We start from the raw sequence: 22516 nt of genomic DNA on the forward strand, positions 1-22516 counted from the left end.
CGCATCTTGCGCATGCCGGTGCAGATAGATTCACACGCTCCCCCGCATGCATGATCCGGTCATGCAAACCCGCACCGACGACGCACTCGCGACGCCCGCCCGCGACGAAGACGAACCGCTTCCGACGCTCTTTCGCATCGTGCTGACCTTGTCATCGGTGTCGTGGGGCGGCCTCGCGCTCATGGCGCAACTGGAGCAGCACGACGTGGCGCGCGGCTCACGCAAACGGCGTTTTCCGATCTCGCCGCGCTCGCGTGGTTGGTGCCGGGGCCGATGGGCTGCAACGTCGCGGTGCAACTGGGTCACGTGCTGCGCGGACGTGCAGGCGCCTGGGCCGCTCCTGAACGTGGTGCCCTTCTTCGGCTATCTCGTGTGGATGGCTAGGTAGGCGCGCTCGTCGCCACGCTCGCGCAGTTCGTGCCGTCGGGCTGCCTCGCCGCGCCTTCCGCGAGCGCCTCTTCACCGGCAGGCGCGACTTTTCGGACGTTGCGTGAGATTGCGCGCCGGAGCGCCGGGTTCAGAACCCGCGTGCGAGTACCGCGAAGCCGATCGTCACGAGACCGAGCACGAGGTTGATGACGACGAGCCGGCGCACGGTGCCCACGGCGCGCGCGCCATCGGGCCACTTCTGCGCCTGCACGGCGCGGCGAATGCGCGGAAACACGGCGAAGCGGATGTGCCCGAAGATCAGCATCATCAGCACGCCGAGGCCCGCCATCGCATGGAGTTGCCAGGTGGCGCGCTCGCCGCCGAACTGCATGAGGAGGAAGCCGCCGGAAAGCAGGATGACGATGACCGCCGCGCCCACCCAGTTGAAGAAGCGCCCGAACACCGATTCGATGAGCGGCAACCGCAGTTGCGGCGAAAGGTCTTCGAGCGCCGGGCGCAGGCAGAAGTGCGCGAAGATCATGCCGCCCACCCAGACGGCGACGCCCAGAAGATGCAGATAGAGCGCGATTGCGATCGCGTGACCCATGCTTGATATCCCTCGTAACGTATATGTATCCGGCCGTCGGCGGGAGCAAGCGCTGAAGCGCCCGCTCCCGTCCCTTGCAGCGCCGTCCGCCGGCCTTGCGCGGCATTATTCCATGCCGCGCCGCCTGTCGCGCGGAGTCGGTGCGCCGGCACGGACGCCGGCCCCTGCGCCGGACAAGCTCGCCCGTTATTGCGTCAGCACCGGACGCATGCCCGTAATGACCTTGAGCTTCGAGTCCGGCGCGCGGCCCTTGCGCGCGCGCTTGCCGATCTGCGGGGCCAGCACCGCGCCTGCCATCAGGTCCTCGCCGGGCTTGTTGCCGCGGCCCGTGCCGATCAGCACCACGCCGGCCGCGCCGATCGCGAGCGCCTGCAGGAGCTTCTCGTTGTCGTCGAGCTGCATCAGCGTGACGCCACGCCCGCCGCCCGAGAGCGTCTTCAACTCGTCGAGGCCGAACACGAGCAGACGCCCGCCCGACGACAGACACGCCACCTGGATCGCGCCGGGCAGCATGGGCATCGGCGCGAGCGGCACGCTGCCTTCGTCGATCGTCATGAACGCCTTGCCTGCCTTCACGCGGCTCACCATGTCGCCGATCTTCGCGATGAAGCCGAAGCCGTTGCTCGACGCCAGCAGCAATGGCTGCTCCGCGTTCGCCGCGAAGTAATGCAGCAGATGCGTGCCCGCTTCGAGCTCGATCAGCGAGGTGACGGGCACGCCGTCGCCGCGGCCGCCCGGCAGTTGCGCGACCGCCACCGAGTAGACGCGCCCGTTGCTGCCCCATGCGATGAGCGTGTCGGGCGTGCGGCACAGGAACGTCGCGTAGAGGCCGTCGCCGGCCTTGAACGTGAAGCCCTGGGGGTCGAGCCCGTGGCCCTTCAGCGCGCGCACCCAGCCCTTCTGCGAGACGACCACCGTGACCGGCTCGTCGGCCACGCGCACTTCGAAGCTCGCGCGCTTTTCCTGCTGGATGAGCGTGCGGCGGTCGTCGCCGTACTGCTTCGCGTCGGTTTCGATTTCCCTCACGATGAGCCGCTTCATCGACGACTCGTTCGCGAGCAGTTCTTCGAGCTTCGCCTTTTCCTCGCGCAGTTCGGCGAGTTCCTTCTCGATCTTGATCTTTTCGAGCCGCGCCAGCTGGCGCAGACGGATTTCGAGAATGTCCTCGGCCTGGCGCTCGGAGAGGCCGAACGCGCTCATGAGCGCGCTCTTCGGCTCGTCCGACTCGCGGATGATGCGGATCACCTCGTCGATATTGAGGAAGACGATCATCCGCCCTTCGAGGATGTGAATGCGGTCGTCGACCCGGGTCAGGCGGTGCTGCGTGCGGCGCGTGACCGTGGCGAAGCGAAAGCCGATCCATTCGCCGAGGATTTCGCCGATGCCCTTCTGGCGCGGCCGGCCATCGGCGCCGATCATCACGAGATTCAGCGACGCGTTCGATTCGAGGCTCGTATTCGCGAGCAGCGAGTTGACGAATTCAGCCTGGTCGATGCGGCTCGTCTTCGGCTCGAACACGAGGCGCACGGGCGCGTCCTTGCCCGACTCGTCGCGCACGGCGTCGAGCAGCGCGAGCATCGACTGCTTGTTCTGCAACTGCTCGGGCGTGAGCGTCTTCTTGCCGAGCTTGAGCTTCGGGTTCGTCAGTTCCTCGATCTCTTCGAGCACCTTCTGGCCTGAGGTGTTCGGCGGCAGTTCGGTGACGACCAGTTGCCACTGGCCGCGCGCGAGGTCTTCGATCTTCCAGCGCGCGCGCACCTTGAGGCTGCCGCGGCCCGATTCGTAGGCCGCCGCGATTTCCGCCTCGCTCGAAATGATCTGGCCGCCGCCCGGAAAGTCCGGCCCCGGCAGCCTCTCCATGATCTCGGCGTGGGAAAGCTTCGGATTCCGGATCATCGCCACGGCCGCCGACGCGACTTCGCGCAGGTTGTGCGCCGGAATTTCCGTCGCGAGACCGACCGCGATGCCGGAAGCGCCGTTGAGCAGCAGCATCGGCAGGCGCGCGGGCAGCGTCCTCGGCTCCTGGAACGAGCCGTCGTAGTTCGGCATGAAATCGACGGTGCCCATGTCGATTTCGTCGAGCAGCAGCTTCGCGATGGGCGTCAGGCGCGCTTCGGTGTAACGCATGGCCGCCGCGCCGTCGCCGTCGCGCGAGCCGAAATTGCCCTGGCCGTCGATGAGCGGATAGCGCATCGAGAAGTCCTGCGCGAGCCGCACGAGCGCGTCGTACGCCGACTGGTCGCCGTGCGGGTGGTACTTGCCGAGCACGTCGCCGACCACGCGCGCCGATTTCACGGGCTTGGCGTTGTCGCCGAGACCCATCTCGTTCATCGCGTAGAGGATGCGGCGCTGCACGGGCTTCTGGCCGTCGCAGACGTCGGGCAGCGCGCGGCCCTTCACCACGCTCACCGCGTAATCGAGGTACGCGCGTTCCGCGTAGTGGCCGAGCGTGAGCGTGTCGCCTTCGGCGCCGCCGGTCACTTCAGCAAAGAGGTCGTCCATGTTCAATCAATCCGTAATCGTGTGCGAGCGCGTGGGCGCGTCAAATGTCCGCTTCGACTTCGTTGCCCTTCTCTTCGAGCCACGAGCGGCGCGAGGCCGCCTCGCCCTTGCCCATCAGCATCGTCATGCGCGCGACGGTGGCTTCGTAGTCGAGGTCGCCGAGCGCGATGGGCGACAGGCGCCGCGTGTCGGGGTTCATCGTCGTGTCCCAGAGCTGCTCGGCGCTCATTTCGCCGAGACCCTTGAAGCGGCTGATGGTCCATTGCGTGTCGCGCACGCCGTCCTTGCGCAGCTTGTCGAGGATCGCTTCGAGTTCGCCGTCGTCGAGCGCGTAGAGCTTCTGCGCGGGCTTCTTGCCGCGCGCGGGCGCATCGACGCGAAACAGCGGCGGACGCGCCACGAACACGTGGCCGCGCTCGATCAGTTGCGGGAAGTGCTTGAAGAACAGCGTGAGCAGCAGCACCTGGATGTGCGAACCGTCCACGTCCGCGTCGGAAAGAATGCAGATCTTGCCGTAGCGCAGATTCGAGAGATCGACGGTGTCGTCGGGGCTGTGCGGATCGACGCCGATCGCCACCGAAATGTCGTGCACCTCGTTGTTCGCGAACAGGCGGTCGCGCTCGGTCTCCCACGTGTTGAGCACCTTGCCGCGCAGCGGCAGGATGGCCTGGTACTCCTTGTCGCGGCCCATCTTCGCGGAGCCGCCGGCCGAGTCGCCCTCGACAAGGAAAAGCTCGTTGCGCGCGATGTCGGTCGCTTCGCAGTCGGTCAGCTTGCCGGGCAGCACGGCCACGCCCGAACTCTTGCGCTTCTCGACTTTCTGGCCCGCGCGCGTGCGCGCCTGGGCCTGCTTGATGACGAGATCGGCGAGCTTCTTGCCGTGCTCGACGTGCTGGTTGAGCCACAGCTCCAAAGCCGGACGCGAAAACGACGAAACGAGCTTCACGGCATCGCGGCTGTTCAGGCGCTCCTTGATCTGCCCCTGGAACTGCGGATCGAGCACCTTGGCGGAAAGCACGAACGAGACGCGCGCGAACACGTCTTCGGGCAGCAGCTTCACGCCCTTGGGCTGAAGATTGTGCAGCTCGACAAAGCTCTTCACGGCCTGGAACAGGCCGTCGCGCAGGCCGCTTTCGTGCGTGCCCCCCGCGGGCGTCGGGATCAGGTTGACGTACGACTCGCGCGTGAGCGTGCCTTCCTCGCTCCACGCGACGACCCACGCGGCGCCCTCGCCTTCGGCGAAGGTGTCGTCGGTCGTGCGGGCGTCGGCGTAACGCTCGCCTTCGAAGAGCGGGATCAGCAGGTCGGCGCCGCCCATGCCTTCGAGCAGGTAGCCGCGCAGGCCGTCTTCGTACTTCCAGCTCTGGCGCTCGCCCGTCTTCTCGTTGACGAGTTCGACCTCCACGCCGGGCAGCAGCACGGCCTTCGAGCGCAGCAGGCGTTGCAGTTCGCCGAGCGGCAGGTTGGGCGAGTCGAAGTATTTCGGGTCGGCCCACGCGGTTACGCGCGTGCCGGTTTTCTTTTCGTCGCGCGCGGCGTTGCGCGTGGCGAGCGGCTTCGTGACGTTGCCGTCGGAGAAGCCGATTTCGGCGACCTTGCCGTCGCGCCAGACGGTCACGTCCAGACGCTTCGAAAGCGCGTTGGTGACCGACACGCCCACGCCGTGCAGGCCGCCCGAGAACGTGTACGCGCCGCCGGCCGCCTTGTCGAACTTGCCGCCCGCATGCAGGCGCGTGAACACGATCTCGACGACGGGCACCTTCTCCTCGGGGTGCAGGCCGAACGGAATGCCGCGGCCATCGTCCTCGACGGACACCGACTGGTCGGCGTGCAGCGTCACGGTGATGTGGCGGCCGTAGCCGCCGAGCGCTTCGTCCGAGGCGTTGTCGATGACTTCCTGGATGATGTGCAGCGGATTCTCGGTGCGCGTGTACATGCCCGGCCGCTGCCGGACGGGCTCGAGGCCCTTGAGCACCTTGATCGACGCTTCGCTATAGCCAGCGTTCGCGGCGTTGGACTTCTTCGTTGACATGGTGATCCACAGGGGTTGTCCGCGCGATTGTCCACAGGTCCTGTGGACATCTGCGGGGAAAACGCGTTGAGCGTTCAAAAAAACCGATACGAAACAACGGGGTGAACCGGCTGCGCACCGCGGTGGCAGGCGCGCTCGCGGCGGCGCAGTCGGCCGGATTCGCGAGGTATTGTACTGATTTGGGCTCGCGCGGCAATTTGGAAGGAGGTTGGCCGTTCGGCCGAGAGGCGAAGCATGAGGCGAGTCACGTAGAATGCGCCTCGCGCGGCGGCAGCCCGCCGGCACGGGTTTCGAAACGGCCCTCGTCGGGCCGCCTCGCTTTATTTGCGCTTGCTCTCCAGTTCCTCCCACCGCTCCAGCGCAACGAGCAGCTCCTCGTCGATCTGCGCATAGCGCTCGGTGAGCCTTGCGCCCTCCTGCGCGTCCTTCGCGAAAATCGAACCGTCCTCGATCTTCGCGCCGATGTCCTTCTGCTCCGTCTCCAGCGCCTCGATACGCTTGGGCAGCGCTTCGAGCTCGCGCTGCTCCTTGAACGAGAGTTTCACGGTGCGCTGCGCGTTGCGCCCCGCCGCGCTGTCCCTGGGCGCCGCGGATGCGGGCGCCGCGTCCTTCGGCGCACGCGCCTCGGCGATTTCCTGCGCGCGGGCGCTCTGCGTCTGCCAGTCCGTGAAGCCGCCCACGTACTCGCGCCAGCGCCCTTCGCCTTCGGACGCGATCACCGACGTCACCACGTTGTCGAGAAACGCGCGGTCGTGGCTCACGAGCAGCACGGTGCCGTCGTAATCGGTCAGCAGTTCTTCGAGCAGTTCGAGCGTGGGGATATCGAGGTCGTTGGTCGGTTCGTCGAGCACCAGCACGTTCGCCGGACGCGCGAACAGGCGCGCGAGCAGCAGTCGATTGCGCTCGCCACCCGAAAGCGACTTCACGGGCGAGCGCGCCCGCTCGGGCGCGAACAGGAAGTCGCCCAGATAGCTCATCACGTGCTTCCTCGCCCCGTTGATCTCGACCCAGTCGCTGCCGGGGCTGATCGTGTCGGCGAGGCTCTTTTCGAGGTCGAGCTGCGCGCGCATCTGGTCGAAATACGCGACCTGCAGGTTCGTGCCCACGCGCACCGTGCCTTCGTCGGGCTTCAGTTCGCCGAGAATCAGCTTGAGCAGCGTGGTCTTGCCCGCGCCGTTCGGACCCACGAAGCCGATCTTGTCGCCGCGCATGACCGTGGCCGAGAAGTGATCGACGATCGCGCGGCCGCCATAGCGCTTCGTCACGTCGGTGAGCTCGGCGACGATCTTGCCGGACTTCTCGCCCTGCGCGACGTCGAGCCTCACGTTGCCCTGCACGTTGCGCCGTTCCTCGCGCTCGCGGCGCATCTGCACGAGGCGCGCGATACGTCCCACGCTGCGCGTGCGGCGCGCTTCCACGCCCTTGCGGATCCACACCTCTTCCTGCGCGAGCAGCTTGTCGAACTTCTCGTTCTCCACGCGCTCGACTTCGAGCTGCTGCGCCTTGCGCTCCTGGTACTGCGAGAAGTTGCCCGGATACGAAAGCAGCTTGCCGCGATCGAGTTCGACAATGCGCGTGGCCACGCGGTCGAGGAACGCGCGGTCGTGCGTGATGAAAAGCAGGCTGGAGCGCTGCGCGACGAGCAGTTCCTCGAGCCAGCGGATGCCGTCGAAATCGAGATGGTTGGTCGGTTCGTCGAGCAGCAGCACGTCGGGCTGCACGACGAGCGCACGCGCGAGCGCCACGCGCTTTTGCATGCCGCCCGAAAGCGAGCCCACGCGCGCGTCGCCTTCGAGCCCGATCTGCGCAAGCGTCGTGGCAACGCGCGTGCGCCAGTTCCAGGCGTCGGCCGTATCGAGCGACGATTGCAGCGTGTTCATGCGCGCGAGCAGCGCGTCGTGCTCCGCGCCTTCGGGCGTGTCGGCGAGCTGGTGCGCGACCGCGTCGTATTCGTCGAGCAGCGCGCGCACTTCGGCGAGGCCCGAGGCGACGGTGTCGAACACCGTGGCATCGGCGTCGAAATCGGGCTCCTGCGGCACGTAGACGGTCGAGAGATTTTGCTGGCGCGTGACGAGGCCGTCGTCGGGCTTCGCGAGATCCGCGACGATGGTGAGCAGCGACGACTTGCCCGCGCCGTTGCGGCCGATCAGCCCGACGCGCTCGCCGGCTTCGAGCGAAAAATCCGCGTGATCGAGCAGCGCGACGTGGCCAAACGCCAGTTGCGCGCCGGTGATGGTGTAGAGCGACATGGATGGAAAGCGATGCGTGCGATGGACCTGAAGCGGGCATTGTACCGGGCCGCGCAGGTCGGGCCGCGAAGGTCGGGCCGCGAAGGTCGGGCCGCGAAGGTCGGGCCGCGAAGGTCGGGCCGCGAAGGTCGGGCCGCGAAGGTCGTGGCCACGCAGGTCGGGCCGCGAAGGTCGTGGCCACGCAGGTCGGGCCGCGCAGGTCGTGGCCGGAGGTGCGTTGCCGCCGCTCGCCGCCGCGTGCGGCTGGCGCCACGGAGATCCCGGCCTAGCGTCCAAAGCGCCATATCCGTATGCGGCCCTGCGACGCGGCGGCACGCAGAACGTTTTCCGGTAAGATCGCGGGTCGCCCGCGCCGCCCTGCCGACCAGGCATAAAGGGCCGCATGACGGGCATGCATCGAATCGACTAGACGAAGGACGCGCTGTGAGCGAAGTAATCGAATACAAGAGCTGGGTCTGCCTGATCTGCGGCTGGATCTACAACGAGGAAGAAGGCTTGCCCGACGAAGGCATCGCCGCCGGCACGCGCTTTGCCGACATCCCCGATGACTGGCGTTGCCCGCTGTGCGACGTGGGCAAGGGAGAATTCGCCGTCGTCGAGTTCTGATTCGCGGCGCGTTGCGAAAGCTCATGGCGTCATTTTCGCGCCGGGACGCCTTTGCTATACTCTTGGCCCTGCGTCGCGATATGCTCCGGGTCGGCAGAACCGAACCGCTTCGCGACGGCTCCGCGCCATGACGGGTCACTTGGGAAACATGGCGGTCTGACGGAGCCACGCATCGTGCAGTGCTCGACCTCGTGCTCCCTGTAGTTCAATGGATAGAACAAGTGCCTCCTAAGCGCTAGATGCAGGTTCGATTCCTGCCAGGGGGACCAGCCGCCCGAGCACCCGTATCGGTACACGATGCCGCGGCACTTCGCCGGTCCCGTCTTTCTCGCGCGCTCGCGCACCCATTTCCCCAAGCAGGTCTTCCATGGACATCAACAAGCAAATCGCTGCCCTTACCGCTTCCGAGCTGCAAACGGCCGGCGCGAGCCAGGCCACCGCCATCGCCGTGAGCGTGCTGTTGCGCCATCTCAACTCGCCCGAACTCGCCCGCCAGCTGGGCGCGGCGTTCGAGAACCACCAGGCCGTCATGCTGCAAACGCCCTGGCCCGAGCAGATGCTGAACTCCTTCGAAGCGACGCGGCGTTTCTTCGAAAGCGCAGCCCAGGTGCAAGGCGCGACGCCGCCGGACGTGGACTAAGCGGCCCAGCTCGATCCGGCGCACCTGCGCGCCGTCGAAAGAACCTGGGGTATATACCGACTCAAATGCCCCTAAAGGCGCGAAAAAAAGTGCCGTAATGCCGGTTATGGACAGTCCGCGTCCCCTCCCCGCCGGCTATATGATGTCGAACCTCATCGACCAGGATATCGCGCACATTCGACGCGTGATGCCGCTCTCGCTCGCCGGCGACTTCGGCGGACCGATCCTCCCCGCGCGCTACTGGCGCCAGCGCCTGCACCGGTTGCTCGACACCGGTCTCGTGAACAAAGGCCAGTTGTGCGAAATCGATAGCCTCCTGCTCATCCTCGATCTGCACGAACTCAACGTCGCGACGACTGCCGCCGCGATGCCCAAGCAGGCAAACGCCGGCCCGCAGCCCACCTGAACTCGCCGTCTTCCCGTTTTTTCTCCACATGCGCGCCACGCGGTGCTTGCGTATGCGGGAGCGTCGGGAATTCCTGGTGCCGCGGGTCGAGCATCGGTCATAATGTCCGCAAAAATACCCTAACGAGGACTCCGTGCTCACGGCTAAACCGAGAGACCTGCTCCAGCAGGCACGCAAGCGTTTCACGCAGCAGCAGATCGCCGCCCACGTCGGCAGGGACGTAAAGACCGTGCGGCGATGGGAAAAAGGCGAGACGCGCTGCCCCGCGATGCTCGAAGCCGCGCTGCGCGAACTGCTGCAAAGCGGCGCGCGCGAGCCGGGTCACGCATCGCGTTTTCGCTTCATCGATCTGTTCGCGGGCATCGGCGGCATTCGCAAGGGCTTCGAGGCGCAGGGCGGCGAATGCGTCTTCACGAGCGAGTGGAATCCGTTCTCGCGCAAGACCTATCTGGAAAACTACGGCGAGGACCACCCGTTCATCGGCGACATCACGGCCGTGGACGCCGCCGACGTGCCCGACCACGACGTCCTGCTCGCGGGCTTTCCGTGCCAGCCGTTCTCGATCGCCGGCGTGAGCAAGAAGAACGCGCTCGGCCGTCCGCACGGCTTTGCGTGCACGACGCAGGGCACGCTGTTCTTCGACGTCGCGCGCATCATCGACAGGAAGCGGCCCGCCGCGTTCCTGCTCGAGAACGTCAAGAACCTTCTTTCGCACGACCGCGGCCGCACCTTCGACGTGATCCTCCAGGTGCTGCGCGACGAGCTCGGCTACGACGTGCACTACCGCGTGATCGACGGACGTCATTTCACGCCGCAGCATCGCGAGCGCATCATCATCGTCGGGTTTCGCGAGCCGACCGCCTTCTCGTGGGATGCACTCGCGCTGCCCGAGGATGGGCCGCGGCTCGCCTCGATCCTGCATCGCGCCGACGGCCTCGAGCCGCTGCTGCCTTGGGACGGCGAGCGTTTCTTCGATCACGGCGCGCGCCGCGTGCAGCCGAAGTACACGCTCACGCCAGGGCTCTGGGCCTATCTGCAGCAATACGCGGAGAAGCACCGCGCGGCCGGCAACGGTTTCGGCTACGGGCTCGCGTTTCCCGACAGCGTCACGCGCACGCTGTCTGCGCGCTATCACAAGGACGGGTCGGAAATCCTCGTGCATCAAGGCGAAGGACTGCGCCCGCGCCGCCTCACGCCGCGCGAGTGCGCGCGGCTCATGGGCCTGCCCGACACCTTCCGCATTCCCGTGAGCGACACCCAGGCGTACCGCCAGTTCGGCAACAGCGTGGTGATGCCGGTGATGCGCGAGGTCGCGCGCACGATGATGCCGCACCTCGACGCATTGCTGGCCGCGCGGCGCGAAGCGGCGCCCGCCGCGGCCGTTGCCTGCGCTGCGCGCCCGAGCCGAAGCGCCGCCCCGGCGGCGGCCATGGCGGCGGGCCGCTGAGCGGCGCGCGCCACGGCCAGACGAAGCGAGGCGACGGACGATGATCGATGTCGTCGACAAGGCAACGCGCAGCCGGATGATGTCCGGCATCCGCGGACGCAACACGAAGCCCGAGAAAGTGATCCGAAGCCTGCTGCACCGGCGCGGCTTCCGCTTTCGCCTGAACGTGCGCGAGCTGCCCGGCCGGCCCGACATCGTGTTGCCGCGCCGGCACGCCGTGGTGTTCGTCCACGGCTGCTTCTGGCATGGCCACAATTGCGCGCTCTTCAAGTGGCCGCAAACACGTCCCGAGTTCTGGCGCGAGAAGATCGCACGCAACCGTCTGAACGACGCCAGGGCGCTCGCCGCGCTCGCCGCGCAAGGCTGGCGCGTGGCCGTGATCTGGGAATGCGCGTTGCGCGGCGCCCGGCACGATCCGCAGACAGTGGTCGAGCGTCTCGCCGCGTGGCTCGAGGACGAGTCGTCCGCATGGTTCGAGGCGCGCTCGTGACGGCGCGCCGCGGCCCCTGCCGGAACGGCCCTCGGTGATAAACTCGATCGATCGGCTGCGCCCGTGCTTTGCCTGTCGGACGCGAACGCGCAACCGTCCCACTTCTACCCGCAAAGGAGGCAACCGATGGCTGATTTCCGACTTTGGTCCGATGACTTTCCCAGCAACGGGTTCATGCCGAAGGCGCAGGAGTTCGACGACCGGGCCTTCGGTGTCGACGGCGACAACGTCTCGCCCGCGCTGCAATGGGACGAGCCGCCCGCCGACACGCAAAGCTTCGCGCTCACCGTCTACGACCCCGACGCGCCCACGGGCAGCGGCTTCTGGCATTGGGTCGTGGTGAACATTCCCGCCGACGTGCGCTCGCTCGCGCGCAACGCCGGCAAGGCCGACGGCAGCCTGCTGCCGCAGGGCGCAGTCCAGCTGCGCAACGACTACGGCACGGTGGGCTTTGGCGGCGCGGCGCCCCCGCGCGGCGACAAGCCTCACCGCTACATCTTCCGCGTGCACGCGCTCAAAGCCGCCCAACTGCCCGTCACGCCGGAGACGACCAACGCGGTTGCGCGCTTCATGACGCATCTGAACGAACTGGACTCGACCACCTACGTCGGGCTCTACGAACTGAAATAAACCGCCAAAAACAACAGCCAGCGGCGCACCCCGCAAGGATCCAGTCGGGCGCGCGCCGCCTCTCCAGTCGATGCCCACGCTTTCCGAACGCTCCGCCGCCTCCGCAGACACCGAAACCGGCCTGCCCTTCCCACAGCGCTACTATGCGATCCTCGTGGTCGCGCTCGGCATCACGCTCGCCGTGCTCGACGGCGCAATCGCCAACGTCGCGCTGCCGACCATCGCGCGCCATCTGCGTGCGAGCGCGGCAAGCTCGATCTGGATCGTCAACGCCTATCAGCTTTCGGTCACCATCTCGCTCCTGCCGCTCGCCTCGCTCGGCGACCGCATCGGCTATCGCCGCGTGTACCTGAGCGGCATGGCGCTCTTCACCGTCGCCTCGCTCGGCTGCGCGCTCGCGACCTCGCTGCCCGAACTCGCGTTCGCGCGCACGGTGCAGGGCTTCGGCGGCGCGGGGATCATGAGCGTGAACACGGCGCTCGTGCGCATGATCTATCCGCGCACGCAACTGGGCCGCGGCGTGGCGATCAACGCGATGGTCGTCGCAATTGCCTCGGCGGTCGGACCGACGCTCGCATCGGGCGTGCTGGCGGTCGCATCGTGGCCATGGCTGTTTGCGATCAACGTGCCGATCGGCATCGCCGCGTTGGTGCTGGGCCTGCGCGCGCTGCCGGTGAACGAGCGGCACCCGGCGCCCTACGACTATCTGAGCGCCGTGCTCAACGCCCTCGTGTTCGGCCTGCTGATCTTCGCCGTCGACGGCCTCGGCCACGGCGAGGGCAAACGGTGGGTCGCGCTCGAATTCGCGGGCGCGGTCGTGATCGGCTGGTTCTTCGTGCGGCGCCAGCTCACGCAGCCCGCGCCGCTTTTGCCCGTCGACCTGCTCGCCAATCCCGTGTTCGCGCTCTCGATCAGCACCTCCGTCTGCTCGTTCTGCGCGCAGATGCTCGCGTTCGTCGCGCTGCCCTTCATGCTGCAGGAGACCTTCGGTTTCTCGCAGGTCGACACGGGGCTGCTCATGACGCCCTGGCCGCTCATCATCATCGGCGCGGCGCCGCTCTCGGGCGCGCTTTCCGACCGCTATCCAGCGGGCATGCTCGGCGGCATCGGGCTCGCGCTGTTCGCGGCCGGCCTGCTCTCGCTCGCGACGCTCGGCGCGCATCCCACGGTGTTCGATATCTGCTGGCGCATGGCGCTGTGCGGCGCGGGCTTCGGCGTCTTCCAGTCGCCCAATAACCGGCAGATTCTTTCCTCCGCGCCGCGCGAGCGCAGCGGCGGCGCAAGCGGAATGCTCGGCACCGCGCGCCTCACCGGACAGACGCTCGGCGCGGCGCTCGTCGCGCTCATCTTCGGCATCGCGCCGCAACATGGGCCGACCGTGGCGCTCTACGTCGCCACGGCCTTTGCCGCCGTGGCGGCCGTGGTGAGCGTGCTGCGGCTGATGCCGGGCGCCGCGGCGCGCATGCCAGGCTGAAGCGCCCGCCGCTCGCCGTGGCCTAACCGTGCGCGTCTGCAGGCACTAACATGGGGTTAGGGCACGCCGCATTCGCGGCGGCGCCCGGTCTTTCCGTATTCCGGCGAGTCAACCTGCCGAATCCGGCAAAGGGGGCCTCCCATGTCTCTGATCGTCGCTGGTCGGTTTACGACCTTTCCCGCCGCCGAAGCCGCCGCCGAAAAGCTCTACGCCGGCGGCTTCCTCGAAGAAGACGTCAGCCTGCTCTTCGTCAATCCGCGCGGCCAGCACGCACGCCACGTCATGCACGGTGCCGGCTTCGCGGCGAACGCGCCGCCCGCCGCCGTGCCGCCGCATCACGCGCGCAACATCACCGCGGGGGCCGTGGCCGGCGCCGTGGCGGGCGTGGTGATCTTCAGCGCGTTTTCAGCGACGTTGCCCGCCGTCGTGATCGCGGCCGGCGTGGGCGCGTGGATCGGCGCGTGGATCGGCGCGCGCATCGGCGCAAGCATCGGCGCGAAAGCGCTCGTGCAACAAGCGCTGACGCCTCACGAGCGCGTGCGCCACGAAACGCGCAACTCCGGCGTGCTGCTCTCTGTGCACGTCTGCTACGAAAACCAGGATCTCGCCGCGCAGTTGCTGCGCGACGCGGGCGCCGCCGATATCGAGTGCGCCTCGGGCCAATGGCACGACGGCCACTGGGCCGATTTCGATCCGACCCGCGCGCCGATGCCGTTCGGCGAGCCGCACGGTCAGCGCGCCTGAGCGTTCCCGCTGCGCCTCGCGGCGGCGGACGACGCAAAAAACGCGGCGGCCCGAAGGCCGCCGCGCGAGTGGATTTGCGTCAAACGAGTGCGGTCAGCAAGCCGTCTTTACGCCCTACCGCGTGCCTTACTGCGCACGTGCAGCCCGCGGCGCTTGCGCGGACGCGGGCGTCTGTCCAGACGTCTTTGCCGCCGGGGCGGCATTGCGCGCCTTCGCGGTCACCGAAACCGCCGTCGCGACGCTGCGCAGATCCGCGAGGAACGTATCGCGCCATACCGAGAGATTGTTTTCGCGCAGCGAAGCCATCATGTCGTTGTAGCGCGAGACCCGCTCGGCGTGCGGCATCGAAAGCGCCCGCTCCAACGCCTCGGCCGTCTGGTTCAGGTCGTAGGGATTCACGACCAGCGCGCCCGGCAACTGCTCCGCCGCGCCCGCAAACTGCGAAAGCACCAGCACGCCGGGGTCCTCGGGGTTCTGCGAAGCCACGTACTCCTTCGCGACCAGATTCATGCCGTCGCGCAGCGGCGCCACGTAGCCCACCTGTGCCTCGCGAAAGAGCGCCATCAGCAGGTTGCGCTCGTACTTGCGGTTCAGATACTGGATCGGCGTCCAGTCGAGCTGCGCGAAACGGCCGTTGATGCGGCCCGCCTCCCCTTCGAGGTTGCGGCGGATCGTCTGATAGGTCTGCACGTCGGAGCGCGTCGGCGGCGCGATCTGCAGCAGCGAGACGCGGCCGTGCCAGCCGGGCCCGTTCTGCAGCAGCCGCTCGAACGCCTGAAAGCGCTCGGCGAGCCCCTTCGAGTAATCGAGCCGGTCCACGCTCATGATGAGCTTGCGGCCGCGCATCGCGTCGCGCAGGCTGCGCACGGGCTTGCGGTCGGAGAACTGCGACGACGCCTTGGCGATCGCATCGGGATAGATGCCGATGGGGTACGCGCCCACCTTCAGAAAGCGGTCCCACGCGTGCACCATGCCGTCCTCGCTCGCCGTGCCATGGCCGCCGCGCTCGACGTAGTCGAGGAAGGCCTGACGGTCGGCGTCGGTCTGGAAGCCCACGACGTCGTAGTGGCACATGAATTTCATGAGCTCTTCGTGCGGCGGCACCGAGCGCATGACTTCGGGCACCGGCAGCGGGATGTGCAGGAAGAAGCCGATCGGATTCTTCACCCCGAGATCGCGCAGGCAGCGCGCGAACGGGATCAGGTGATAGTCGTGGACCCAGATGATGTCGTCGGGCTCGATGAGCGGCTGCAACTGGCGCGCAAGCGAGACGTTCACGCGCAGATAGCCGCCGTATTCCTGGCGCTCGTAGCGCGCGAGGTCGTTGCGATAGTGGAACGTCGGCCAGAGCGTCGTATTGGAGAAGCCCTTGTAATACTGGTCATAGTCACGCCGGGTGAGACCTACCGTCGCGTAGGTGACGCTGCCTTGGTGCTCGATGACCGGTGCGGACGGCTCCGCGACGGTCTCGCCGCTCCACCCGAACCACACACCGCCGGTTTCCTTGAGCGCGTCCAGTACGCCGACCGCGAGTCCGCCCGCTGCGGGGCGTCCCTCCTGGGTCGGCGCAACGCGATTCGATACCACGATCAGTCTGCCCATTGCGGCTCTACCTCCTGTTTCGTTGGGTCCGAAGACGATGCGTGACAGAGGCACGCAAGACGCGTGCCGGTTCGGCAGGGTCTGGAGAAAAAACTTTGCCGGCGAACCACGGGACGAGCGAATTCCGCCCGACGGGACCACATGGCAGAACAGCCCGATGATCTCCGAGGCCGCGAAGCCGGCCTGCAAGCGGCGCGCGGCGAGCGCCGGTTCGAGCGCGATCAGGCGTCCTGTTCGGAACCGAGATCGCGTTGGTACTCGAGGCCCTCGGCCCGCGCGCCGCCTTGATTGTGCTCGCCGTCGGGCGGCACGCCGGGCGCCGCGCGGTTCTGGCCAGCAGGGTCGGGCGCGAGCGAAGGCGGAGGACCGCTCTTCTCTTGCGAATCGCGCGGGCCGCGCTTGCCCGAGTAACGGGCGGAGCGGCGCAAGGCAGGATGTCTCATGTCGATGCCTCCAGCGGAAGGCGGCCACGCGGCCACGGCGTTTTTTATAGTCTAGGGTTCACCGCGTGAATTCGCCGGTAAAAATGGCGAAGCGTTTGTAACTCGTACATAAAATCCGTCAGATTCGATTGACGGCCTCAGCACCTCGGCACGCCGCGCGTTTCGCCAGTGCCGGGCGTCCACGACACCCAGCGGGCCCAGCGTGTCCACACGGCGTTGCGCTCCGGAGCGGCGGCCAGCACGGCGGGTCCGGCGCGACGCGAACCTCGAAACCGGGAAGTCGCCGGCCGGTCGCATCGAGGTCCCGAATGCGGCACTTCACCCGGTTGCGCCGGCGGATCGCCGATCGGCGGCACGTCGGGCTCGCCGGGCTGATCTGGAGGCGGTTCGTCGGGCTGAGGAGTGTGTGCGAGCCAGGGCCTCGCGCGGACGGCATCGATGGATTTGCAGCTCGGCATCTTTCGCTCCTCATGATGGACGCGAAACTCACACTGCAAGCGTCGTACCGCCCGTGCGCCCGCATGAAGCGCACACCCGGCCGTTCGCCGCTCAGGCGCCGCCGGCCACGCGCGCAGGCGCGTCGCCCTTGCCACCGCTTTCGTTGCCGTACTCGACGAGCCGGTTGTAGAGCGTTTTCAGGCTGATGCCGAGGATTTCCGCCGCGCGCGTCTTCACGCCGCCGCACTGCTCGAGCGTCGCGAGTATGAGCTGGCGATCGGCGTCGGCTAGCGAGGTGCCGAACGGGATCGTCACCGCAGTGCCTGCCACGGGCTTCGAAAGCGAGATCTGCAGCGGCACCGTCGCCGTGAAGTCGCCGTCGTTGCCGGACATGATGTGCGCGCGCTGCACGTAGTTTTTCAACTCGCGCACGTTGCCGGGCCACGGGTAGGCCGCCAGCATCTCGCGCACCGCCGCGGGAAACTGCTTCTTCGTGCCGTGGCGCTCGTTCAGCTCGTCGAGGAACGACTGGGCGAGCAGCTCCACATCCTTGCCGCGCTCGCGCAGCGGCGGCAGGCTGATCGGAAACACGTTCAGGCGGTGATACAGGTCCAGACGCAGCTTGCCTTCGGCCACGGCCTGCTCGGGGTCGCGATTGGTCGCCGCGATCAGGCGCACGTCTGTCTCGATTTCCTTGGTCGTGCCCACGCGCATGAACATGCCGGTTTCGAGCACGCGCAAGAGCTTCACCTGCAGCTCGATCGGCATTTCGGTGATTTCGTCGAGGAACAGCGTGCCGCCGTTCGCGCGCTCGAAATAGCCCTTGTGCTGCCGGTCGGCGCCCGTGAACGAGCCGCGCTCGTGACCGAACATTTCGGATTCGATCAGGTTCGGCGAAATCGCGCCGCAGTTCACCGCGAGGAATTCGTGCTTGCGGCGCAGACTCAACTGGTGGATGGTCTGCGCGGCCACTTCCTTGCCGGTGCCCGACTCGCCCACCAGCATGACCGAGGCGGGCGTAGGCGCCACCCGGCTGATCTGGTCGTAGACCTCCTGCATGGTCGGCGAATTGCCCAGCATCAGGCCGAAGCGCCCCATCCGGCGCAACTCCCCGCGCAGCGTGCCGATTTCGGCCTTGAGGTCGCCCGCGCGCGGCAAGCGGTTCAGGATCGACTTCACGCGCTGGAGGTTGATCGGCTTCACCAGGTAGTCGATCGCGCCGGACTTGAGTGCATCGACGGCCGTCTCCACGGTCGCGTGGCCCGTGATGACCACGAGTTCCACGCCCGAGCGCGGGTCGAGATCCTCGAAAAGGTCGGTACCGCTGCCATCGGGCAGCTTCAGGTCGGTGAAAACCACGTCCGGCATCTGGCGCACGAGCTGAATGCGTGCTTCGCGCAGGTCGCCGGCCTGCGCTGTGGTGAGCCCGTCTTCGCTCACCACGGCGGCTAGCGCCTCGCGAGTTTCAGCGTCGTCATCGACAATCAATACATGTGGCATCGCGTCTCGTCAGCCTGGATAGGTGAATGGCTCCAAAGCGCGTGCGCCGCGCCCTTCGCAAGCGCGCCGGACAGGGTTGCCCGGCGCCGCAAAAGTCGCGGCACAGGAAGTAGCGCTGCAGTGGAGTACGAAACGGTCGGGTGCACGCCCAAGACGGCGTGAAATCCGCGGTTTTGCTACGTATGAGCAACAATACCGCAAGCTACGCGCAGCCCGAACCTCGATTGTTGTTGATATAACTATTATAGACTTATTCAAGATAAGCGGGCACGGCTCTCGCGAGGCGCGTCCGCTCGTTCCCGGCTAGCTGTGCGGAAACGGCCACGGCATGCCGCTCGCACCGTTGACACCATTGGACGCGCCGTTCGCATCGTGTGCATCGTTTGCCGTCGCGCCCTTCATGCCATGCCTCGGCGCGTCGTCGCGCGCTCGCACCGCCGGGCCGCCGCCCATGACCCTTTCCGCGCCGAGACCGGTGTCGCCGGCGGCTTCGGCAAGCGAGCCGCCTTCGCCCTCCCATCGGCTCAGATCGCGGTAAAAGGATTGCCGCTGCATGCGGTGGCGCTGCGCGAAGCGCCACGCCAACATGCCCGCCATGGCGCCGAGCGCGCCGACGGTCACCAAGGTTCCTACCCAACCGCTGCTGTTCTTCGACATATCGCTTTCTCCCAGATACGCCTCGTGAAGACGGAAGACGCGATGGCATCGCCCGAGGCGTGGCCGATGCGCCGTCCCTGAAAACGCAGACGGCGCCCGTCTGTCCAAGTTCCGCAGCACGATGCGTGCCAGAGAGGTCGCGGCTTGCGCCGCCTTGCACGTGCAAGGCCGGCAGAACAGCGGAAAATAGCCGCCCTGGCGCCGCAAAACCGCCAGCGCAGCCAGCTTCCGCGCCTTGCGCCATGGTCCCCGCGCACGGCGACGATGCACCGCCCGCGCAGCGACCGCGGTGGCCACAGCGGCCCGGTAGATTGCCCACTCGCATGCGGCAGTGGTTAAATGTTTATGAGATGCAAACCTCGCGGCCGTCGGAGCGGCAAGTTCCGCACCTGTCCTGGACGGCCAGCCCCGGATCGCAGGGTCGGATCGCGACTCGCGCAAATGTGTGCAAAAGCATGCAGATGCGCACAGAAGCGGCCGCCCGCACTACCTTTGCAGGACGAACATCCCTATGGCGTCAATCGAGCCGGGCTCGCCCGCCGCCAAACGAGACATCGCACGGGGCGCCGATGCGCGCGTCGCGGGCTTGCAGTCGTACGGTCTGCTCTACGGCTCGTCGGCGATCATGCTGGACCTTTACGCGCAGATCGAACGCGTGGCCGTGACCGAGGCCACGGCGCTCATCGTCGGCGAATCGGGCACGGGCAAGGAACTCATTGCCCGCACGATTCACGCGCAGAGCGAACGGCGCGACGGCCCTTTCATCGCGGTGAACTGCGGCGCGATTCCCGACGAGCTGATCGAAGCCGAACTCTTCGGCCACGAGAAAGGCAGCTTCACAGGCGCCGTGCAATCGCGCGACGGCCACTTCGAGCACGCACGCGGCGGCACGCTTTTCCTCGACGAAATCACCGAAATGTCGCTGCTCCATCAGGTGAAGCTGCTGCGCGCGCTCGAAACAGGCGAATACTTCCCGGTCGGCGGCAATGAGGCGATTCGCGGCGACGTGCGCATCATCGCCGCGACCAATCGCGACCCCGTGACGGCCGTGAAGGAAAACTGCCTGCGCGAGGACCTGATGTACCGCCTCGCCGTGTTCCCGCTACGCGCGCCGCCGCTGCGCGAGCGCGAACGCGACCGCGAACTGCTCGCGCAGCATTTCCTCACCGAGCTCAACGAGCAGGAAGGCGTGCAAAAGGCCTTCAGCAAGCGCGCGCTCGAAACCGTGCGCAACTGGTCGTGGCCGGGCAACGTGCGCGAGCTGAAGAACGCCGTGTACCGTGCGTTCATCCTCGCGGAGAAGGTCGTGGAAATCGCTCATCCGCAGCTCGTTCCGCGCGTGAAGAAGCCCGTCACGCAAGGCGACGCGATGAGCGTGTGGATCGGCACGCCGCTCGCCGATGCGCAAAAGCAGATCATCCTCGGCACGCTCAAGTATTGCGGCGGCGACAAGCGGCTCGCGGCCCGCACGCTCGGCGTGAGCCTGAAGACGCTCTACAACCGGCTCGGCAGCTATGGCGCCGACGAAGGCGACGCCGAGATTCCCGAAGACCCGGATGCATCCGAAGCGTGAGCGCGGCACGCTAGTTGCGCACTCAAGCATCGAAGCGGCAGGCCGACCAGAGATCGGCTTGCCGCGCACGCCCTTTTGCAATTGCTTGCACTTTCACTATCCCCGATAACAATCCGATGCTGCACAATCCGCAGCACGTAAAGTACGCAAACGTGCCGGATGTCCGCGCAACGCGGCGCCATCTGGCAAAGCGGCAGGGAATGATCATGCAAGAACGAAGTGCTCGGGCGCGCGTTGCGCCGTCGCCGCTCCAGGCGGTCGCGGAACCGATTGGCGGCGCGCCGCCTCTCAAACGCGCCGCCGCTTCCACCCGCAGGCGACGCCCGCTAGCGCTCACGCTGCTCGCCGCCGCGGCGAGCCTCGCGTGCTCGGCGTGCAGTTCCCTCTACTCCGAAGGCGCGCAAACGGGCGCCGGCATTGCGGGCGCGGCGGTCGCCTCCAAGGTCACGAACAATGCCGCCGTGGCGACCGGCATCGGCCTCGGTGCCGTGGCCGCCGCGAAAGCCGGCGTGCAGTACTCCGAGCGCGTCGTGCATCGCAACACCCAGGACAGCATCGCGAAAGCGGCGGGCCCGCTCGAAGTCGGCGCCGTCGCGCCCTGGTCGATCACGCATTCGTTCCCGATCGAAGACGACGAACACGGCCGCGTCACCGTGAGCCGCACGATCAGCAGCGGCGCACTCGACTGCAAGGAGATCGTGTTCTCCGTCGATCACGAGGCCGCGAAGGACAAGCCGGCCTCGAGCGCGTTCTTCGTCGCTTCCGTTTGCCGCGACGGCGACGCGTGGAAGTGGGCCTCGGCCGAACCCGCCACCGACCGTTGGGGCGCGCTGCAATGAGCCGCGTGAAAGCGCGCGCGAAACGCGCACAGCGGTCCGCCAGGAATCAGCCGATACCGCGCCCCGCAAGACTCGTCGTGCTCGCCGCGCTCTGCGCCGGTGCGGCGCTCGCGGCGAGCGGCTGCGCGTCGATCGGGGCCGCGAGCGGCGCCGCGGCCGCCGCGGCCACCGGCATCGTCACGGCGAATCCTGCCGTGGGCATCGGCGTGGGCATCGCCGTGCAGGCGGCGACCGACGAAGCCGTCGGTCGCTTCATGAAGAACATGCACGCGGACCAGCAGGCGCTGATCGCCGAGACTGCCGGACGCCTGCCCGTGGGCGGCATGGACATCTGGCGCATCAAGCACCCGTTGCCCGTGGAAAACGGCCACGGCCAGGTGCGCGTGACGCGCGCGTTCGCAAACGCGCTCACGCTGTGCAAGGATTTCGTGTTCTCGGTGCAGGACGGCGACAAGGCCGACGCGCCCGAACAGTGGTTCACGGCGAGCGCCTGTCAAGACCCGTCGGGCTGGAAGTGGGCCACGGCCGAGCCCGCCGTGGAGCGCTGGGGCACGCTGCAATAGTGTCGTCAGCCAACGAAAAACGGTCGCCGCGGCGACCGTTTTTCATGCAGCTCACGAAGCGCGCACAAGGCGGGCGAAACGCCGCTCAGGACTCCACGTCTTCCAGACTGAAGATTTCCGACTGGTCGTTGTACGAGAAGATCTCGCCGTAACGGCCCCAGTCGATCACGGTGTCGAGCGTTTCTTCCGCGGCGCCGTCGGAGAGGAAATCCTCCAGTTCCTGCTCGAAGCGCACACGCGGCGCACGATGGCCGGGCCGCTCGTTGAGCACCTTCTTGATCCGCGCGGCCAGCGGCACGTGGCGCAGCAGATGCTCGGCGAACATCATCTTGCGTTCCTGCGTGCCGAATTCGGCGAACACGCGCGCGGGCGGCGTGAGCAGCACGTCGCCTTCGCGCACGTCGGCGAAACCGAGGTGCTGCAGCACCTCCGCGATCGGGAACAGGTCGTCCACTTCGAGATGCAGCGAACGCGCGATTTCCGGCATGTCGGCGCGGCCGTGATACGGCGCGGCAGCGAGCGTTTCGATGAGACCCGCCATCAGGTTGGTCGACACGCGCGGCAGCCAGCTACCGAGCTCCAGCCCCTTCTTCGTCGTCTCGTCGGTCTGGCGCGCGGTCATCTTCGCGTAGATGTCGTCCACGAGCTTGCGGAACGCCGGGTCGAGCCGGTTGCGCGGATGCTTGAACGGCACCTTGATCTCCG

General features: G+C 67.2%; 20 protein-coding genes, 1 tRNA gene and 1 pseudogene. 13 read left to right on the plus strand and 9 right to left on the minus strand.

Annotation, left to right across the window (positions count from 1 at the left end; genetic code table 11):
- Window positions 1-61 precede the first annotated feature (61 nt).
- Window positions 62-339 (plus strand): annotated as a pseudogene (locus BLU17_RS16910) (chromate transporter); the annotation flags it as partial.
- Window positions 340-517: 178 nt separating this feature from the next.
- Here BLU17_RS16910 and BLU17_RS16915 read toward each other — a convergent pair.
- From BLU17_RS16915 to BLU17_RS16930, 4 genes are all read right to left on the minus strand, one after another.
- Window positions 518-976, minus strand: a complete 459-nt coding sequence (locus tag BLU17_RS16915) for a CopD family protein (protein WP_091998448.1) — start codon at window positions 974-976, stop codon at window positions 518-520.
- A 186-nt stretch (window positions 977-1162) separates the two neighbouring features.
- Window positions 1163-3478 carry a DNA topoisomerase IV subunit A gene (parC, locus tag BLU17_RS16920; protein ID WP_091998451.1) on the minus strand — a complete coding sequence of 772 codons (2316 nt, stop codon included), beginning with the start codon at window positions 3476-3478 and terminating at the stop codon, window positions 1163-1165.
- Between the two features lie 40 nt (window positions 3479-3518).
- A complete protein-coding gene (locus BLU17_RS16925; protein WP_091998454.1) occupies window positions 3519-5510 on the minus strand; it encodes a DNA topoisomerase IV subunit B in 1992 nt (663 codons plus the stop codon).
- Window positions 5511-5830: 320 nt separating this feature from the next.
- Window positions 5831-7759 carry an ATP-binding cassette domain-containing protein gene (locus BLU17_RS16930; protein WP_091998457.1) on the minus strand — a complete coding sequence of 643 codons (1929 nt, stop codon included), beginning with the start codon at window positions 7757-7759 and terminating at the stop codon, window positions 5831-5833.
- Between the two features lie 423 nt (window positions 7760-8182).
- Here BLU17_RS16930 and BLU17_RS16935 point away from each other — a divergent pair, with 423 nt between their 5' ends.
- From BLU17_RS16935 to BLU17_RS16975, 9 genes are all read left to right on the plus strand, one after another.
- Window positions 8183-8365 (plus strand): rubredoxin, encoded by a 183-nt coding sequence (locus BLU17_RS16935; protein ID WP_091998460.1) that lies wholly within the window; start codon window positions 8183-8185, stop codon window positions 8363-8365.
- A 194-nt stretch (window positions 8366-8559) separates the two neighbouring features.
- Window positions 8560-8634, plus strand: a tRNA-Arg gene (locus tag BLU17_RS16940).
- Between the two features lie 98 nt (window positions 8635-8732).
- Window positions 8733-9005, plus strand: coding sequence for a hypothetical protein (locus tag BLU17_RS16945; RefSeq protein ID WP_091998463.1), 273 nt, complete (start codon window positions 8733-8735; stop codon window positions 9003-9005).
- Between the two features lie 142 nt (window positions 9006-9147).
- A complete protein-coding gene (locus BLU17_RS16950) occupies window positions 9148-9411 on the plus strand; it encodes a hypothetical protein (protein WP_143189269.1) in 264 nt (87 codons plus the stop codon).
- Window positions 9412-9544: 133 nt separating this feature from the next.
- Window positions 9545-10858 (plus strand): DNA (cytosine-5-)-methyltransferase, encoded by a 1314-nt coding sequence (dcm, locus tag BLU17_RS16955; RefSeq protein WP_091998469.1) that lies wholly within the window; start codon window positions 9545-9547, stop codon window positions 10856-10858.
- 40 nt (window positions 10859-10898) lie between these two features.
- Window positions 10899-11348: a very short patch repair endonuclease gene (locus BLU17_RS16960; RefSeq protein WP_091998472.1), complete on the plus strand. Its 450-nt coding sequence runs from the start codon at window positions 10899-10901 to the stop codon at window positions 11346-11348.
- Between the two features lie 126 nt (window positions 11349-11474).
- Window positions 11475-11978: a YbhB/YbcL family Raf kinase inhibitor-like protein gene (locus BLU17_RS16965; protein ID WP_091998474.1), complete on the plus strand. Its 504-nt coding sequence runs from the start codon at window positions 11475-11477 to the stop codon at window positions 11976-11978.
- 70 nt (window positions 11979-12048) lie between these two features.
- Window positions 12049-13452, plus strand: a complete 1404-nt coding sequence (locus tag BLU17_RS16970; protein ID WP_091998477.1) for an MFS transporter — start codon at window positions 12049-12051, stop codon at window positions 13450-13452.
- 141 nt (window positions 13453-13593) lie between these two features.
- Complete coding sequence (locus BLU17_RS16975; protein WP_091998480.1) at window positions 13594-14196, plus strand: hypothetical protein; 603 nt, start codon at window positions 13594-13596, stop codon at window positions 14194-14196.
- 126 nt (window positions 14197-14322) lie between these two features.
- Here BLU17_RS16975 and otsA read toward each other — a convergent pair whose 3' ends face one another.
- The 4 genes from otsA to BLU17_RS32425 all read right to left on the minus strand — a co-directional run bounded on the left by otsA (window position 14323) and on the right by BLU17_RS32425 (window position 19133).
- Window positions 14323-15798: an alpha,alpha-trehalose-phosphate synthase (UDP-forming) gene (otsA, locus tag BLU17_RS16980; protein ID WP_091998483.1), complete on the minus strand. Its 1476-nt coding sequence runs from the start codon at window positions 15796-15798 to the stop codon at window positions 14323-14325.
- A gap of 221 nt (window positions 15799-16019) precedes the next feature.
- Window positions 16020-16241, minus strand: coding sequence for a hypothetical protein (locus tag BLU17_RS16985; RefSeq protein ID WP_091998487.1), 222 nt, complete (start codon window positions 16239-16241; stop codon window positions 16020-16022).
- A gap of 549 nt (window positions 16242-16790) precedes the next feature.
- A complete protein-coding gene (locus BLU17_RS16995; RefSeq protein ID WP_091998493.1) occupies window positions 16791-18179 on the minus strand; it encodes a sigma-54-dependent transcriptional regulator in 1389 nt (462 codons plus the stop codon).
- Window positions 18180-18482: 303 nt separating this feature from the next.
- Entirely contained in the window at window positions 18483-19133 is a 651-nt protein-coding gene (locus tag BLU17_RS32425; RefSeq protein ID WP_143189270.1) for a hypothetical protein, read from the minus strand.
- Window positions 19134-19347: 214 nt separating this feature from the next.
- On the opposite strand from BLU17_RS32425, the gene BLU17_RS17005 reads away from it, so the two are divergent.
- From BLU17_RS17005 to BLU17_RS17015, 3 genes are all read left to right on the plus strand, one after another.
- Window positions 19348-20409 carry a sigma-54 interaction domain-containing protein gene (locus BLU17_RS17005; protein WP_091998499.1) on the plus strand — a complete coding sequence of 354 codons (1062 nt, stop codon included), beginning with the start codon at window positions 19348-19350 and terminating at the stop codon, window positions 20407-20409.
- A 206-nt stretch (window positions 20410-20615) separates the two neighbouring features.
- A complete protein-coding gene (locus tag BLU17_RS17010; RefSeq protein WP_245746893.1) occupies window positions 20616-21248 on the plus strand; it encodes a hypothetical protein in 633 nt (210 codons plus the stop codon).
- Window positions 21245-21811, plus strand: a complete 567-nt coding sequence (locus BLU17_RS17015; RefSeq protein WP_245746894.1) for a hypothetical protein — start codon at window positions 21245-21247, stop codon at window positions 21809-21811. The genes BLU17_RS17010 and BLU17_RS17015 overlap by 4 nt, the downstream gene beginning before the upstream one ends.
- An 85-nt stretch (window positions 21812-21896) precedes the next feature.
- On the opposite strand, the gene BLU17_RS17020 is transcribed toward BLU17_RS17015, so the two are convergent.
- On the minus strand, window positions 21897-22516 hold a 620-nt coding region (locus BLU17_RS17020), incomplete at its 5' end, for an AAA-associated domain-containing protein (protein WP_176929120.1).

This window comes from Paraburkholderia lycopersici (genome assembly GCF_900096975.1).
Taxonomy (GTDB): Bacteria; Pseudomonadota; Gammaproteobacteria; order Burkholderiales; family Burkholderiaceae; genus Paraburkholderia; species Paraburkholderia lycopersici.